General features: G+C 74.4%; 10 protein-coding genes. 6 read left to right on the top strand and 4 right to left on the bottom strand.

The annotated features are described in order from the left end of the window. Positions 1 to 7: 7 nt before the first annotated feature. Both F4556_RS35225 and F4556_RS35220 read left to right on the top strand, forming a co-directional pair. Positions 8 to 2,953 carry an AfsR/SARP family transcriptional regulator gene (locus F4556_RS35225; RefSeq protein ID WP_184923481.1) on the top strand — a complete coding sequence of 982 codons (2,946 nt, stop codon included), beginning with the start codon at positions 8 to 10 and terminating at the stop codon, positions 2,951 to 2,953. A 71-nt stretch (positions 2,954 to 3,024) separates the two neighbouring features. After that, positions 3,025 to 4,671: an FAD-dependent monooxygenase gene (locus tag F4556_RS35220; RefSeq protein WP_313069068.1), complete on the top strand. Its 1,647-nt coding sequence runs from the start codon at positions 3,025 to 3,027 to the stop codon at positions 4,669 to 4,671. A 7-nt stretch (positions 4,672 to 4,678) separates the two neighbouring features. On the opposite strand, the gene F4556_RS35215 is transcribed toward F4556_RS35220, so the two are convergent. The 3 genes from F4556_RS35215 to F4556_RS35205 are packed head-to-tail and all read right to left on the bottom strand — an operon-like array spanning position 4,679 to position 8,507. Continuing rightward, a complete protein-coding gene (locus F4556_RS35215) occupies positions 4,679 to 5,659 on the bottom strand; it encodes a serine/threonine-protein kinase (RefSeq protein WP_184923477.1) in 981 nt (326 codons plus the stop codon). Next, complete coding sequence (locus tag F4556_RS35210) at positions 5,656 to 6,165, bottom strand: hypothetical protein (RefSeq protein WP_184923476.1); 510 nt, start codon at positions 6,163 to 6,165, stop codon at positions 5,656 to 5,658. The genes F4556_RS35215 and F4556_RS35210 overlap by 4 nt, the downstream gene beginning before the upstream one ends. A gap of 5 nt (positions 6,166 to 6,170) precedes the next feature. Continuing rightward, the gene (locus F4556_RS35205; RefSeq protein ID WP_184923474.1) at positions 6,171 to 8,507 is read right to left on the bottom strand and encodes an FHA domain-containing protein; all 2,337 of its coding nucleotides are present in this window, start codon (positions 8,505 to 8,507) and stop codon (positions 6,171 to 6,173) included. Between the two features lie 155 nt (positions 8,508 to 8,662). Between F4556_RS35205 and F4556_RS35200 the strand changes: the two genes are divergently transcribed. Genes F4556_RS35200 through F4556_RS35185 form a run of 4 tightly spaced genes read left to right on the top strand, consistent with a single transcriptional unit; the run spans position 8,663 to position 14,653 of the window. Then, on the top strand, positions 8,663 to 13,048 hold the full coding sequence (locus tag F4556_RS35200; RefSeq protein ID WP_184923472.1) for a non-ribosomal peptide synthetase: 4,386 nt from the start codon (positions 8,663 to 8,665) through the stop codon (positions 13,046 to 13,048). Continuing rightward, positions 13,045 to 13,299, top strand: coding sequence for an acyl carrier protein (locus F4556_RS35195; RefSeq protein WP_184923470.1), 255 nt, complete (start codon positions 13,045 to 13,047; stop codon positions 13,297 to 13,299). The genes F4556_RS35200 and F4556_RS35195 overlap by 4 nt, the downstream gene beginning before the upstream one ends. 5 nt (positions 13,300 to 13,304) lie before the next feature. Continuing rightward, the gene (locus F4556_RS35190; RefSeq protein WP_184923468.1) at positions 13,305 to 14,048 is read left to right on the top strand and encodes a thioesterase II family protein; all 744 of its coding nucleotides are present in this window, start codon (positions 13,305 to 13,307) and stop codon (positions 14,046 to 14,048) included. Beyond that, positions 14,042 to 14,653 carry a LysE family translocator gene (locus F4556_RS35185; protein WP_221503775.1) on the top strand — a complete coding sequence of 204 codons (612 nt, stop codon included), beginning with the start codon at positions 14,042 to 14,044 and terminating at the stop codon, positions 14,651 to 14,653. Before F4556_RS35190 ends, F4556_RS35185 begins: the two co-directional genes overlap by 7 nt. 19 nt (positions 14,654 to 14,672) lie before the next feature. On the opposite strand, the gene F4556_RS39630 is transcribed toward F4556_RS35185, so the two are convergent. Next, complete coding sequence (locus F4556_RS39630) at positions 14,673 to 15,695, bottom strand: helix-turn-helix transcriptional regulator (protein WP_184923466.1); 1,023 nt, start codon at positions 15,693 to 15,695, stop codon at positions 14,673 to 14,675. Between the last annotated feature and the right edge of the window lie 370 nt (positions 15,696 to 16,065).

Here is a 16,065-nt window from a genome sequence, read left to right as displayed (position 1 = left end):
TGGCGGGGTGGAGTTCGGGATCCTCGGTCCGCTGCTGGTACGGGACGCCCTGGGCGCTCCGGTGCCGGTGGGCGGGCCCAGGGACCGCCGGGTGCTGATGGCGCTCCTGCTGGCGGAGGGACGCACGGTCGGGCTGGCCCGGCTGGCGGCGGCCGTCTGGGCGGACCCGCCCGCCACCGCGCGGGAGCAGCTGCTCAACGTGGCGGCCGGGCTGCGCCGCACCTTCGCGGTCGACGGCTCGGTGCTGATGGTCCGTCAGGATTCCGGGCTGCAACTGTCGGTGGGACCGGGGCGGCTGGACCGGGCGCGGTTCACGGCCCTGCAGGCGAAGGCCGGACAGGAGTCCGCCGCCCGCCGCCACCGGGCCGCCGCGGACCACCTGCGCGAGGCGCTCGCCCTCTGGCGCGGCCCGGCCCTCGGCGGGCTGGACGGGCCGGTGTTCCGCCCCGAGGCGGCGGCCCTGGAGGAACAGCGGCTGGACTGCCTGGAACAGCTCGCCGAGGCGGAGTCGGCACTCGGCCTGCACGACGCCCTGGGCGGCGAGTTGGCCCGGCTGGCCGTCGAGCACCCGCTCCGGGAACGCTTCGCCGAGCTGCACCTGCTCGCCCTCTACCGTGCCGGCCGGAGGCCGGAGGCGCTGGCGGTCTTCACCCGGGCCCGGCAGGCCCTCGCCGAGCAGGCCGGACTCGACCCGGGGCCCGGCCTGGTCCGGCTGCACCGGGCGGTGCTGGCGGACGATCCCGCCCTGCTGCCCGGCACCGTCGTGGCGTTGCCCCGGCAGCCACCTTCGGTGGATCCGCCGGTGCCCTCCCAACTGCCGCCCGCCTCCGCCGTGTTCGTCGACCGCTCGGCCGAACTGGCGGAGCTGGTACGGGCCTTGGGCAGCCCGTCCGCGACGGTGCCCAGCGCTCTGGTGACCGGTCAGGCCGGGGTCGGCAAGACCGCGCTCGCCCTGCACGCCGCACACCGGCTGACCGCCCGCTTCCCCGACGGCCGGCTGTTCGCCGACCTGCGCGGCGCGGGGTCCCGTCCGGCCCGCCCCGGCGAGGTGCTGGGCGGCTTCCTGCGGGCGCTGGGGGTCGACGGCCGGTCGCTGCCCTCCGGGACGGCGGAGCGCGCGGCCGCGTACCGGACGCTGCTGGCCGGGCGGCGGGTGCTGGTGGTGCTCGACAACGCCGCCGACGAGGCCCAGCTCGCCCCGCTGCTGCCGGGCACCCCGGGCTGCGCCGTACTGGTCACCAGCCGCCGTCGGCTGACCGGCCACGACCACCGCCTGGTGCTGCCGCTGGCCGTCCTGGACGAGCCCGCCGCGCTGGACCTGCTGGCCCGGGTCGCCGGGAGCCCCCGGGTCACCGGGGCCCCGCAGGACGCCCGGCGCCTGGCCGGGCTCTGCGGGCACCTGCCGCTGGCCCTGCGGGTGACGGCGGCCAAGCTCGCCGCCCATCCGGACCGCAGCCTCGCCGACCTGGTGGCCCGGCTCACCGACGAGCGGGACCGCCTGGAGGAGCTGAGCCACGGCGGCGTCGGCGTCCGGGCCGGGCTCTCGCTCTCCTACCGGGCGCTGCCCGCCCCCGCCCGGGCGCTGCTGCGCGGCCTCGCCCTGCTGGACGCCCCGGTGAGCGCCGCCTGGACCGCCGCCGCCGTACTCGGCCTGCCGGGCGGGGCCACCGACCGGCTGCTCGATCTGCTGGTCGCCGACCACTTGCTCGAACCGGCCGGGCGCGACCTCGCCGGCCAGGCCCGCTACCGGCTGCACGATCTGGTCCGCGCCTTCGCCCGGGAGCGGGCCGCCGTCGAGGACCCGCCCGAAATGCGGGCCGCCGTCCTCGGCCGGGTGCTGCGCAGCTGGGTCACCCTGGCCCGCACCGGCCGCCGCGCCCACCAGGGCGTCGACTACCCCGGCCTGCCGCACCGGACCCCCGACTGGCTGCCGGACGACGCCCTCGCCGGGCCCGTCCGCCGCGATCCGGTCGGCTGGCTGCGATCCGAGCAGGAGGCCCTGGTCGCCACCGTCCGGCAGGCCGCCCGGCCGGGCCCCGAGCGGCCGGCCGGGGCAGCGGCCGCCTGCTGGGAGCTGGCCGCCACCGGCGAGTACGTCTTCGACCTGCGCAGCGACCTGGACGGCTGGCGCGCGGTCCAGGAACTCGCGCTGGCCACCGCCCGGGCGCACGGCGACCGTACCGGCGAGGCCGTCCTGCTGGTCGGCCTGGGCCGGCAGCTCGCCACCCACGAGCAGTGGCAGCGGGCCCGCGACTCCCTGGACCTGGCCGAACGGATCTTCGACGAGCTCGGTGACCCGCACGGCGCGGCGTACGCCTCCTGGGTGCTCTCCTACCTGGACCGGATGCAGGGCCGGCCCGCCGAGGCCCTACGGCGCTGCCGCCGGGACGCCGCCGCCTTCCGCACCGCTGGCGACGCCTACGGGGAGGCCCAGTCGCTGCGCGGGATCGGGCAGCTGCTGCTCGCCGAGGGCCGGACCGAGCAGGCGCTGGCCGTCCTGCGGGAGGCCCTCGCGGTGGCGGGACGGACCGGGGCGCAGTGGCCCCGGATCTGCCTGGTCCGCTGGATCGCCGAGGCCCACCACTCGCTGGGCCGGCCGGCTGAGGCCGAAGCCGGCTTCGCCGAGGTGCTGGCCCACACCGCCGCCACCGACGACCTGGCCGGCCAGAGCGGCGCCCGGATCGGCCTCGGCCGGATCGCCCTCGCCCGGGGCGACCGGACGGTGGCCTTGGACCACCTGCGAGCAGCCGCCGACCTGGGCCGCCGCTCCCGCCACACCGTGGTCTCGGTCCTCGCCGCCCTCCCGCTCGCCGAGGCCCTGGCGGCCTCCGGCGACCGCACCGCCGCCGCCTCCCTCCTCGACGAGGCCGCCGACGCCTGCCGCCGGATGGGCACCCGCCCCCTCCTCACCCGCATCGAAGCGCTGCGCCACGCCCTCGACCGCCCGCCATGATCGCGCCGGCCGGAGGCCGGACCGGGCGGCAGCGCAGAGGATGGAGTCGGGGGAAGCCCGAGGAGGTACCCGTGGCGCACACCCGCAGGCCGGACGTGTTGATCGTGGGCGCCGGTCCGGTCGGACTGAGCGCGGCCGCCGAGCTCCGGCGCCGAGGCGTGCGCTGCCGTCTCGTGGACCGGCTGCCGGCCCGGCTCCCGTACGCGAAGGCGGTCGGCATCCAGCCGCGCACCCTGGAGATCTGGGACCGGATGGGTCTGGCCGGAGCAGTCCTGGAGGCCGCCGTCCCGCTGCGTGGCCAGCTGGGTTTCGTCAACGGCCGGGAGCAGGGGCGGCTCGAACTCACGCTGCCGCCCGAGGTGCCGTACGGATTCGCCGCGCTGCCGCAGTACGAGACCGAGCGCCTGCTCGAGGATCACGTCGCGGGCCTCGGTACGGCCGTCGAACGCGGCACCGAGCTGCTGACCTTCACTCAGGACGACGACGGGGTCACCGCGGTGCTGCGCACCGCCGCCGGGGCGGAGGAGGAGGTCCGGGTCGGCTATCTGATCGGCTGCGACGGGGCCCACAGCACCGTCCGCAAGGGGCTGGGCCTCACCTTCGAGGGCGCGGCCTTCCCCGAGGAGTACATGCTGGCCGACGTCGAGGCCGACTGGGACCTGCCGCCCGGGTACGGCGTCCGGTCCAGCCATCGCGCCGAGGACGGCTCCACCGACGACCTGCTGGTCTGCATCCCGCTGCCCGGCGCGGGCCGCTACCGGATGTCGATGCTGGTCCCGCCCGGACTCTCCACGTCCGGCGCGGACCGGACGGACGGTGTGGCGCACGGCCTGGAGGGCGGCCGCGTGCCGGAGCTGGCCGACATCCAGACCGTGGTGGACCGGCTCGCGCCCCGCCCGGCGGTCCTGTCCCGACTGCGGTGGTCCTCGGTCTTCCGGATCAGCCACCGGATCGTCGGCCGCTACGGCGACGGCCGAGTCTTCGTCGCGGGCGACGCCGCCCACATCCACCCGCCCACCGGTGCCCAGGGCATGAACACCGGCATCCAGGACGCCTGCAACCTGGCCTGGAAGCTCGCCTTGGTGGTCCACGGGCAGGCCGGGCCCGCGCTGCTCAGCAGCTACGAAGCCGAGCGTCGCCCCGTCGGCGAGGAGGTGGTGGGCCGGACCGTGCGCCACGCCACCCAGGGCCTCGACGCCGACCGCGCCGACCCACGGACCCTGCTGCTCCGCGAGGCCCAACTCCTCGTCAGTTACCGGGACGGCCCGCTCGCCGGCCGCCCGCACGGCCCCGCCGACGCACCCCAGCCCGGCGACCGGGCCCCGGACTGCGCCGGCCTGACCACTCCGCCGGCCGCGTACCCGCTGCGCCTGCTGGACATCCTGCGCGGCCGCCCGGGGCACCTGGTGCTCCTGTACGCGGCCGACGCCGACGGCCTGGCCGAGGCCGCCGAAGCGGTCGTCGGGATGCCGGATTCCGGCGCCCGTGCACCGGCCGTCGCCGTCCTCGCCCGGGAGGCCGCACCGCTCGTGCCCGGGGCCCTGCCCGTCCCCCACTACCGCGACGCCGCCGGGGAGTTCGCCCGGCTCTACCGCCCCGACGGCCCGACCGGCCTGGTCATCCGGCCGGACGGGCAACTCGGCGCCCGCTTCCCGCTCGCCGGTACCGCAACCGCCCTGGCCGACTACCTGGCGGCCCTCGCGGCAGCGCCACAGTGAGGCTCGGTCAGCGCCCGCCCGCCTCGAAGACCGGCCAGGCCCAGGCGGGCGGCGCGGGCACCGGTTCGGGCAGCGACACCACCGGGACCACCTCGGTCGGGGTCGGCACGGCCGCCGGGGACCCGGCCGCGTCCTCGCCCGCCGCGCGCAGGGCGGCCACCAGTGCCAGGCAGCTGTCGAAGCGCTGTTCCGGGGTCTTGGCGAGTGCCTTGGCCAGCACCTCGTCGACGGCGCCGGGCAGGTCGGGGCGCAGCGCGGTGACGGGTGGCACCGGGTCGTTCAGGTGGGCCCAGAGCAGCGCCAGGTCGTCGTCGCGGCGGAAGGGGGGTGCGCCGGTGAGTTCCTCGTACACCACGCAGGCGAGGCTGTAGACGTCGCAGCGGCCGTCCACCGGTTTGCCGGAGATCTGCTCGGGGGCGACGTAGTCGAGGGTGCCGACGAACTGGCCGACGGTGGTCAGGCCGGTCAGCGAGAGCGACTTCTTGGTCAGGCCGAAGTCGGTCAGGTAGACGTGCTCGGGGTGGTCGCTGTCGGTGCCCTCGGCGACCAGGATGTTGCCGGGTTTGACGTCCCGGTGGACCAGGTCGTGGGCGTGCGCGGCGTCCAGCGCGGAGGCCACCTGGGCGGTGATCCGGACGGTCTGGCGGACGGTCAGCGGGCCCTGCCGGTCGAGCAGGGCGCGCAGGTCCCGGCCCTGGACGTAGCGCATCGCGATGTAGAGCACGCCCTCGGCCTCCCCGGCCTCGTAGACCGGGACGATGTGCGGGTGGTCGATCGCGGCGGCGATCTTGGACTCGCGGGCGAACCGCTGCCGGAAGACGTCGTTGCGGGCCAACTCGGGGGCGAGCAGCTTGACCGCGACGATCCGGCCCAGCCGCAGGTCCTCCGCCTGGTGCACCACGGCCATCCCGCCGCGCCCGATCACCTTGCCCAGCAGGTAGCCGCCGAGCTGACGCCCGGTCAGGTCGGACGGTGCGGTGGAGTTCACGTCGGGCCCCGCCCGGTGTCGGCGGGCTCGACCGTGGCGTAGGTCTGCAGCTGGGCGCCTTCACAGTAGTACCAGCGGCCCCGGTCGAGGTCGAGCAGCCAGGCGGCCGGGCCGTCGATCACCGCGCCGATCCGCAGGCCCGCGCTGCGGCTGCGGAACGCCTCCAGGTCGAGCCGCCCGTCGGCGTACTGCTCGACCAGCTGCCGGTAGGCGCCGAGCGCGGACTCCAGCGCGGCGAGCAGCGCGCGCGGGTCGGTGGTGGTGGCCAGCGGCTGGGCGGTGCCGGGCGGGCGGTGCGGCAGGGTGATCAGCAGCCGGCCGTCCACCCAGGCGGACCAGGCGTTGGAGCAGACCACCCGGGCCCAGTCGCCGCTGGTCTCGGTCAGCATCACCGGCAGCAGCGGGTCCAGCCGGGCGGACTGCCGGGCCGGGTCGGGGCTCTCCCAGGTCGGCAGCCCGCTCTCGGGCACGACGTGCGTGGGCCGGAACTCGTACGGGCTGGTCATCGCCGCTACCCGCGCATCACGGCCGGCTCGTGCCGGCGCAGCAGCCGGGCGACCAGCAGGCCGAACAGCAGCGAGAGCGCCGCGAGCATGCCGAGGTCGAGCAGCCAGACGCCGAGGCTGTGCTCGAACAGCGGGTCCTGGGTGAGCTTGCCGGGCACCACCTGGCGCAGGTCGATGCTGGCGGCCATCGCCGCCAGGGCCCAGCGGGACGGGATCAGATAGGAGAGCTGGTTGAGCACCGGGACGCCGTTCAGCTGGAGCAGCGCGCCGCAGAACACCACCTGGACGATGGCGAGCAGCACCAGCAGCGGCATGGTGACCTCCTCCTTCTTCACCAGGGCGGAGATCAGCAGGCCGAGCATCATCGCGGTGAAGGACAGCATCGCGACCGCGATGGTGATCTCCAGCAGCGGTGGCAGCACCACCCCGCCGCCGCCCTGCGGTCTGAGCTTCACCCCGGCCAGGCCGACCATGGTGAGCACCACCGCCTGGGCGACCGTGACGGTGCCGAGGACGACGATCTTCGACCAGAGGTAGGCGGATCTGGACAGGCCGACGGCTCTCTCGCGCTGGTAGATGGTGCGTTCCTTGACCAGCTCCCGGACGGCGTTGGCGGCGCCGGTGAGCACGCCGCCGACGCACAGGATCAGCAGGCCGTTGAGCGCGGTCTCCTGGGTCAGCTTGCTGCCGGCCAGCGCCCTGGCCATCGCGCCCATCACGAACGGCAGCGCGATCATGACGGCCAGGAAGGTCCGGTCGGCGGTCAGTGCGGTGGCGTAGCGGCGGACCAGGGTGCCCAGTTGGGACCACCAGCCCTGCGGCGGCCGGACCGGCGCCGGGGGTGCGGCGGCCGCCCCGGGGCGGGCCGGGCGGGCCATCGCGTCGGCGATGTACCGGCGGTGCGCGTCCGAGTCGTGGTACTGGCCGGCCCAGTCCCGGGCCCGGTCGTTCTCGAACGCCTCGAAGGCCTCCGGCCACTGGCCGAAGCCGACGAAGTCGAGGGTCTCGCCGGGTGGTCCGTAGAACGCGATCTTCCCGCCGGGGGCGAGCAGCAGCAGCCGGTCGCAGAGGTCGAGGCTGAGCACGCTGTGGGTGACCACGATGACGGTGCGTCCGTCGTCGGCCAGGTCGCGCAGCATGTGCATGACCGAGCGGTCCATCCCGGGGTCCAGGCCGGAGGTGGGCTCGTCCAGGAAGAGCAGCGAGGGTTTGGTGAGCAGCTCCAGGGCGACGCTGACCCGCTTGCGCTGGCCGCCGGAGAGGCTGGAGATCACCTGGTCGGCGCGCTGTTCCAGGCCGAGTTCGGTGATCACCTCTTCGACCCGGGCGGCCCGTTCGGCGGGCTCGGTGTCGCCGGGGAAGCGCAGTTCCGCGGCGTAGCGCAGCGCGCGGCGGACGGTGAGCTGGGTGTGCAGGATGTCGTCCTGCGGCACCAGGCCGATCCGTCGGCGCAGCTCGGCGTAGTCGCGGTAGAGGTCGCGGCCGTCGTAGCGCACCGTGCCGTGGTCGGCGGGGCGCAGGCCGGTCAGGGCGTTCAGCAGGGTGGACTTTCCGGCCCCGCTCGGGCCCGCGACGGCCAGCAGGCACTTCTGGCCGACCGGGAAGGTGACCTGGTCGAGCAGCACCTTGCCCTCGCCGACCTCGACCACCAGGCCCTCGACGTTCAGGTCGATGTCGCCGGTGTCGACGAACTCCTGCAGCTGGTCGCCGACCAGGCAGAGCATCGAGTGGCCGATGCCGACCAGGTCCTCGGGCTCCACCAGGGCGGTGCTGACCGGGCTGCCGTTCAGGTACGTGCCGTTGTGGCTGTCCAGGTCGGTGATCTCGTACCGGCCGTCCGGGCGGGCCCGGAGTTCGGCGTGGTGGCGGGAGACCGAGAGGTCGGCCAGCACCAGGTCGTTGTCGGTGGCCCGGCCGATCCGGGTCACCTTGGCGGGCAGCGGGCGAACCCGGGTGGGCGGCCGGTAGGAGCCGGTGATGGCGGTCAGCGCTGAGGGCGCCTGCGCGGTGGCGGGGGCCTCGGGCAGCGCGCTGAGGGTCGCGTACGGGCCGTCCTCGGCGCTGCCGAACCGGACGGTGCTGCCCGGGGCGAGGTCGAGGTGGCTGACCCGGCGGCCGTACGCCCAGGTGCCGTTGGTGGACCCGGTGTCGTCCAGCGTCCAGTGGTCGCCGTCGGCGTGCAGGACGGCATGGTGCCAGGAGACCCGGGGGTCGGTCAGCACGATCTCGCCCGTGGGGTCCCGTCCGACGTGGTACGTGCGGCTCGGGCTCATCACCTGCGAGTCGCCGTCCGTCTCCAGTACAAGCTGCGGCGCGAAGGGCGCGAACTGTCGCTCTCCCATACCAACGATGCTAGGCCCGGGCCGCGTGGGCGGCGCGTTCGGTTGGCGTGATTGGGACATGGCGCGTTCCGGCAGGCTCGATCCGTTGTTGCGCCATCTCCGGGTTGTTTGACTGGTCCCCTCCCCGACCCGAACCGCCCTGGAGGCGCGTACCCATGGCCAACGACGCTCACGCGGCCTTCCCCCTGACGGAGATCCAGTACGCGTACTGGGTGGGCCGCGGCCCCAACTTCGTACTCGGGAACGTCGCACCGCACGCCTACTTCGAGCTGGAGGGCCGGCGGCTCGACCCGGCCCTGCTCTCCCGCGGCTGGCGCCGCCTGCTGGAGCGGCACCCGATGCTCAGAGCCGTGGTCGACAAGGAGGGCCGCCAGCGGGTGCTGCCCGAGGCGCCGCCGTTCGAGGTCGGCTTCGAGGACCTGTCGGCGGCCGAACCCGCCGTGCTGGCCGAGCGGTTGGCCGCGACCCGGGCCGAGATGTCCGAGCGGGTCTACGACCCGGCCGTCTGGCCGCTGTTCGACATCAAGGTGAGCCGGCTCGCCGAGCACGACCGGCTGCACGTCAGCCTGGACCTGCTGATGGTCGACCTGGCCAGCATCACGCTGCTGTTCACCGAGTGGAGCGCGCTCTGCCAGGACGAGGGGGTGCAACTGCCGCCGATCGACGTGACCTTCCGGGACTACGTGCTGGCCCTGGAGGACGGCACCGACGCCCCGCGCTACAAGCGCTCGCTGGACTACTGGGCCTCCCGGGCCGAGACGCTCGCCCCGCCGCCCGAACTCCCGCTCGCCAAACCGCCGGTGCAGATCCACAAGCCCCGCTTCACGCACCGCGAGTACCACCTGCCGCCGGCCGAGTGGCAGCGCTTCCAGCAGCTCGCCGAGCAGCGCGGGCTCACCCCGACCGCCGTGCTGGCCACCGTGTTCGCCGAGGTGCTGGCGGCCTGGAGCGGCACCCCGAGGTTCAGCCTGAACCTCACCGTCTTCAACCGGCTGCCGCTGCTGCTCGCCGAGAACGAGCGCGGCCACCGCACCGTCCATCCCCATCTGCGGCGCGTGGTGGGCGACTTCACCTCGATCTGCCTGCTGGAGATGGACACCACCGGCGACCTGCCGCTGGCCGAGCTGGCCGCCCGTACCCAGACCCAGCTGCAGCAGGACCTGAGGCACCGTTACGTGAGTGCTCTGCACACCCTGCGGGAGCGGCGCCGGCGCGGGCTGCAGACCGGCTTCGAGGGCATGCCGGTGGTGTTCACCAGCGGGCTCGGCACCGTTTCTGACGCCTCGGGGCCGATGGAGTACTTCGGTGACATCAGCTACCGGCTGAGCCAGACCCCGCAGATCTGGCTGGACCACCAGGTGCTCGACGTCACCGGTTCGCTCGATCTGACCTGGGACGCCGTCGAGGAGCTGTTCCCCGAGGGCGTGCTCGACGACATGTTCGCCGTGTACTGCGCGCTGGTGCGGCGGTTGGCCGAGCCGGCCGCCTGGGACGAGGGTCTCGCCGTCCCGCTGCCGGCCCATCAGCTGGCGGTCCGCGAGCGCGCCAACGACACCGCGGGCGAGGCGCCGGGCGGTCTGCTGCACGAGGCCCTGTTCCGGGGCGCCGCCGCGCACCCCGATCGGCCCGCCGTCCTGCACGGCGCGGGCTCGGTCAGCTACCGCGAACTCGCCGAGCAGGCGGCCGCCGTGGCGGAGGGCATCGCCGGGCTCGGCGCCGGGCCGCTGCGCGACCGGCTGGTCGCCGTCACCCTGCCCAAGGGCCCGGACCAGGTCGCCGCCGCCCACGGCGTGCTGCTGGCCTCGGCCGCCTACCTGCCGGTCGGACCCACCCTGCCGGCCCGCCGCCGGGCCGAGCTGTTCGAGAGCGGCGAGGCGCTCGCCGTGGTCACCGACCCGACGCTCGATCAGAGCCTGGAGTGGCCGGCCGGTCTTCCCCGACTGCTCCCCGCCGCCACCGGGGTCACCACGGACCGGGCCGAGCCCACCGACCTCGCGTACGTGCTCTACACCTCCGGCTCCACCGGCCGCCCCAAGGGCGTGATGATCGAGCACCACGCCGCACTGAACACCGTCCTGGACATCAACGAACGGTTCCAGGTCGGCCCGGACGACCGGCTGTTCGGGCTGGCCGACCTCGGCTTCGACCTCTCGGTCTACGATCTCTTCGGCAGCACGGCGGCCGGCGCCGCCCTCGTCCTCCCCGACGAGGACCAGCGCCGTGAACCCGCCCACTGGGCCGAGCTGATGGACCGTCACGGGGTCACCGTCTGGAACTCGGTGCCCGCCCAGATGCAGATGCTGGTCGAGCACCTGGAGCAGGCCGACCGGATCCCGGCCGCACTGCGACTGGTGCTGCTCAGCGGCGACTGGATCCCGCTCGACCTGCCCGACCGGATCCTGGCGCTCTGGCCGGACGCCCAGGTGATCGGTCTCGGCGGCGCCACCGAGGCGTCGATCTGGTCGAACTGGCACCCCGCCGATCAGGTGGACCCGGACGCCCCGAGCATCCCGTACGGCAGGCCGCTGCGGAACCAGGCCTTCCACGTCCTCGACGCCGAGCTGCGGGACTGCCCGGTCTGGGTGCCGGGCGAGCTGTACATCGAGGGAACCGGCCTGGCCCGGGGCTACTGGCGCGATCCGGAGCGGACCGCCGCGAGCTTCGTCCGGCACCCCGTCACCGGCGCGCGGCTGTACCGGACCGGCGACTTCGGCCGCTATCTCCCGGACGGGGTCCTGCAGTTCCTCGGCCGCCGGGACGGCCAGGTCAAGATCGGCGGGCACCGGATCGAGTGCGGCGAGATCGAGGCGGTGCTCGGCCGGCACCCCGGCGTGGAGTCCGCCGTGGTGGTGAAGTCCGCCGACGAGGGCGGCGGCGCCAAGCTGCTCGGCTTCGTGGTGCCCGACCGCGCGGACGGCTCGCTGCTGGTGACCGGTACGGCCGACCCGGCCGAGACCGACCGATGTCGCCGCGCCCTGCGGGCGACCGCCGAGCTGCCCGCACCCGGACCGGACAGTGCCGAACTGCGCACCGCCTGGGGCGCGTTGGACCAGGTGTACGTGGCCGCGGCGGCCACCGCCTTCCGGGCCCTCGGGCTGCCGCACACCCCGGGCGAGCGCTTCGACCCGGCTGCCGCGCTGGCCGCCGGGGTGGCCCCGCGCTACGAACGCTGGCTGGCCCGCGCCGTCGGCGTGCTCTGCGAGCACGGGCTGCTGCGCCGGACGCCCGAAGGGCTGGAGGTGGCCGGGACCTTCCCGTCGCTGATCACCGATCAGGTCGCGGCGGGCGCCCGGGAGGCGCTGCGGACCACCCTGGAGGTCCCGGACGACCTGATCGACTGGATGCTCTCGCTGGCCGACGGCCTGGCGGACATCCTCACCCAGTCCCTGCACTCCGCCGAGCTGTACGCCTCCGACCGCACCCCCGAGGTCTACGCCCGGCTGTTCGGGCCCGCCTACGCCGTGGCCACCGAGGCCGTCGCCCGCCTGGTCGCCGACTGGCCCGCGGACCGCCCGCTGCGCGTCCTGGAGGTCGGCGGCGGCTACGGCACGCTGACCCGTCACCTGCTGCCGCTGCTGCCGGCCGACCGCACGGAGTACCTGTTCACCGACATCTCGCCGTACTTCACCGACCGGGCCCGCGAGGTCTTCGGCGAGTACGGGTTCCTCCGCCCGGGCCTGTTCAACCTCGACCAGGCGCCCGAACTCCAGGGCCACGAGGGCCTGGAGGCCGATCTGGTGATCGCGGCGAGCGTGCTGCACGACATCCGCCGGATCGGCCCGGGACTGGACACCCTGCGGTCGGTGCTGGCGCCCGGCGGCACCCTGCTGATGGTCGAACAGACCGCCTTCCACCCGTGGTTCGACCTCACCATGGGCCTCCAGCAGGGCTTCGACGGGTACGAGGACACCGAACTGCGCGGCTGGGGACACCCGTTGCTCGACCGCGGCCAGTGGGCGGAGCTGCTCACCGCCACCGGCTTCGCCGACAGCACGGCGCTGACCAGGCCCGAGGACGGCCCGGCCTCGGTCGGCTTCGACGTGATCGCCGCCCAGGGGCCGCTGACCACCCGTCGGTTCGACCGGGAGGCGCTGCGGGAGTACACCGCCGAGCGGCTGCCCAAGCACATGGTCCCGACCCGGCTGCTCGCGCTGGACCGGCTGCCGCTCAGCCGCACCGGCAAGGTCGACCGGGGCACCCTGGCCAAGGCCGGGGCGCGCCGGACCGGCCGCAGCCGGGCCGCCCAACCGCCCCGGACGGACCGTCAGTTGAAGATCGTCGAGATCTACCGCGCGGTGCTCGGCCTGAGCCAGGTGGACCTCGCGGACGACTTCCTGGAGGCCGGCGGCGACTCGCTGCTCGCCGCCCGGATCTCGGCGGCGCTGCACCGCGCCTTCGGCACCGAGGTCCCGGTCGGCGTCATCCTGCAGCACCCCACCGTGGCGGCGCTCGACAGCTGGCTGGAGCCGCTGCTCGGCCCGGCCACGCCCCTGGACGACCAGCCGGAGACCGGCACCGCCGGAAGCGAGGAGACGGCATGACCCGGCAGCAACTGACCGACTGGCTACGGGAGTACCTGGCGGACCTGCTCGACGTCGCCCCCGAGCAGATCGGCACGGACATCCCGCTGGAGCAGCTCGGGGTCGACTCGGCCACCACCCTGGTGCTGAGCGCCGACCTGACCGCGCACACCGGACGGGAGGTCCGGCCCGGGGAGATCTTCGACCACCCGACCGTCGAACGGCTGGCGGCCCGGCTCACCGGCTCCACCGACCCGGTCGCGGCGGGGTGAGCGGGATGGACGCACCCTCCGTACCCCGCTGGGCGATCCGCGCGCCGGGCGCCGACCAAGCCGCCCGGACGCTCTACTGCCTTCCGCACGGCGGCGGTTCGGCCGCCGAGTACGTCCGGTGGGCCCGGGACCTGCGCAAGGTCGCGGTCTGCGCGGTCCAGCTGCCGGGCCGGGGCTCCCGGCTGGCGGAGCCGCCGCACACCTCGATGTCCGAACTGGTCCGCACCCTGCTGGCCGGGCTCGACCTGACCCCGCCGTACGTGTTCTTCGGGCACAGCCTCGGCGCCCTGGTCGCGTACGAGCTGACCCAGGCGCTGCGCGGCGCCGGGCGGCCGCTGCCCGAGCGGCTGATCCTGTCCAGCCATCCGGCGCCGCACCTGCCCCGGGAGCGCACCCAGCTGCACCGGCTGCCCGACGACGAGCTGCTGGCCGAGGTGGCCAGGCGGCACGGCGGCATCCCCGAGGAGGTGCTCGCCAACGCCGAGTTGCGCCGGTTGACGGCGGTCTGTGTCCGGGCCGACTATCGGATCGTGGAGACCTACCGCTGGCAACCCCGGTCACCGCTGCCGGTGCCGATCACCGTGCTCGGCGGCCAGCAGGACGTGGTGTCCGCCGAGCAGTTGGCGGCCTGGGCCGAGCACACCACCGTGCAGCCGGTGCAGCAACGGACCTTCCCCGGTGGGCACTTCTACTTCCGCGAGCGGCAACGGGCCGCTGTGCTGCGGACGGTGGAGGCGGCCGCGTGCTGACGTTCGCGGTCGCGGCGCTGCTGCTGATCATGATCCCGGGCCCCGACCAGGCGTTGATCACCCGCAACGCCCTGGTCGGCGGCCGGTCCGCCGGGCTGCTCACCATGACCGGCGGCATGCTGGGTCTGAGCGTCCACGTGAGCGCAGCCTCGCTGGGCATCTCGGCCCTGCTGCTCGCCTCGGTCACCGCCTTCACCGTGCTCAAGGTGATCGGCACGGTGTACCTGGTGTGGATGGGGATCGCCACCCTGCGCAGCGCCCGCAAGCGGGTTCAGGACGGCGACGGCTCCGAAGGCGACCGTTCGCTCCCCCGGGCGCAGTGCCTGCGGCAGGGGTTCCTGTCGAACGCGCTCAACCCCAAGGTGGCGCTGTTCTTCGTCACCTTCCTGCCGCAGTTCCTGCCCGACACCCGGCACACGCTGGCCAGCGCGCTGCAGCTGTCCGCCGTGTTCGTGCTGCTCTACCTGCTCTGGTTCACCCTCTACACCGTGACGGTGGACCGGTTCGGCGCCTTCCTGCGCCGCCCGGCCGTCCGGCAGCGGATCGAACGGTCCACCGGGGCACTGCTGATCGCCTTCGGCATCCGGCTGGCGCTCCAGCACTGACACCGAGTCAGAGCGAGCGTCAGACCAGCCCGCGGGCGCAGGCCAGCACCCCGGCCTGGAAGCGGCTGTGCGCGCCCAGGTGCCGGGTCACCTCGGACACCAGGCGGCTGACGGTACGGACGGAGACGCCCATCGACCGGGCGATCCGTTCGTCCGTCAGCCCGTTGGCGAGCAGCCGGAGCGAGGTGCGGTGCTGCTCGGTCAGCCAGTCGCCCGGCGAGCCGGCGGCCACCTCGGCGGGCCCGGGGTACGGGAAGGCCCGCAGCCAGTGGTCGTCGTAGAGCGCGGCGTACGTCCGCACCAGCGCCGCGCCGCGGATCACGACCAGCGGGTCCTCGAGCCGGCCGGGCCGCGGCGGCAGCAGGGCGACGTCCAGATCGCCGATCACCAGGCTGCACGGGACCTGCGGGGCGAGCCGCAGCTCCACCCCGACCCGCCGCACCTCGGCCAGGTACTTGCACTGCCAGCGCGCCGAGTTGAAGCCCTGCGGGTAGATCGCCCGGACCGTGACCCCGCGTCGGACCATCCGGCCCTTCTCGGTCAGGAAGCTGCTCAGGGTCTGACTCATCGTCTTCGACGGCACCGTGTCGGCGTGCAGGGTGCGGCTCTGTGTCCGGGGCAGCTCGGCGAAGTCCCGCAGCACCCGCTGCTGGTTGCGGAGGCCGGTCACCACCTCCACCTCGATCCGCTCGGTCAGCCGGGCCGCGGCCGGCCGGTAGCGCTCCAGCAGGGATTCGGTGGCGCTCACGATCGAGGTCAACTCCTGGCAGTGCGAGCTGAGGACGGCCCGCTTCTGCCGCAGGGTGCCGAGCAGGCCGAGCAGCGCGGTGTCCGGCTCCACCAGGTCGGTCTCGCCGATCGCCGATCCGGGCCTGACCAGCCGCAGCGCGCGCAGCTCGGCCCAGGCCACCGCCGCCTCCCGGGCGTCCAGACCCAGGGCCTGCGCCGCCTCGGTGTGGCTGCGCGAGTCGTTCTCCCGCAGCCACCGGTAGAGCAGCGGTCCGGCGTTCTCGTGCCGGGACGGCTCACCCGCGCTGGTCACCGCTCGTCCGAAGTCTTGTGCATGCGGCCTCCTCGACCGGGACCGGCGGCCGACTGAGGGACAGGGCCGGACATGGGACACCCACCCACGCCCCCTCAGTGTCCGAACCGCCCTCGGCGGCCGACTACTTCCATCGTGCGGTGTACTGCTGCGGGCCGGGCGGGTCATGCTGGGGAGCTGTCCGTCGCCGCTATTCCCCACTCCTCATTTCGGCGGCCGGCCCACGACGGTTTTATCGGTGCGCTGCTGGTAGTCAACTCCCTTCGGCTGCTGGGCAATTCAGGAGTAGTAGCACCGGCCCGCATTCCCCGCATACTCACGATGTAAAACCGGCATCCAGTGAAAATGCGCCGCCCGGGCGGCAGAGGAA

Origin of the sequence: Kitasatospora gansuensis (assembly GCF_014203705.1) — a bacterium.
Classification (GTDB): Bacteria; Actinomycetota; Actinomycetes; order Streptomycetales; family Streptomycetaceae; genus Kitasatospora; species Kitasatospora gansuensis.
Note: the sequence above shows the minus strand (reverse complement) of the source record. Positions and strands in the feature narration are given on the sequence as shown.

Bases quoted from the DNA above. Each gene is read 5' to 3' on its own strand.
- F4556_RS35210 (WP_184923476.1), bottom strand. From the start codon at position 6,165: ATGACCAGCCCGTACGAGTTCCGGCCCACGCACGTCGTGCCCGAGAGC.
- F4556_RS35205 (WP_184923474.1), bottom strand. From the start codon at position 8,507: ATGGGAGAGCGACAGTTCGCGCCCTTCGCGCCGCAGCTTGTACTGGAG.
- F4556_RS35200 (WP_184923472.1), top strand. From the start codon at position 8,663: ATGGCCAACGACGCTCACGCGGCCTTCCCCCTGACGGAGATCCAGTAC.
- F4556_RS35195 (WP_184923470.1), top strand. From the start codon at position 13,045: ATGACCCGGCAGCAACTGACCGACTGGCTACGGGAGTACCTGGCGGAC.
- F4556_RS35190 (WP_184923468.1), top strand. From the start codon at position 13,305: ATGGACGCACCCTCCGTACCCCGCTGGGCGATCCGCGCGCCGGGCGCC.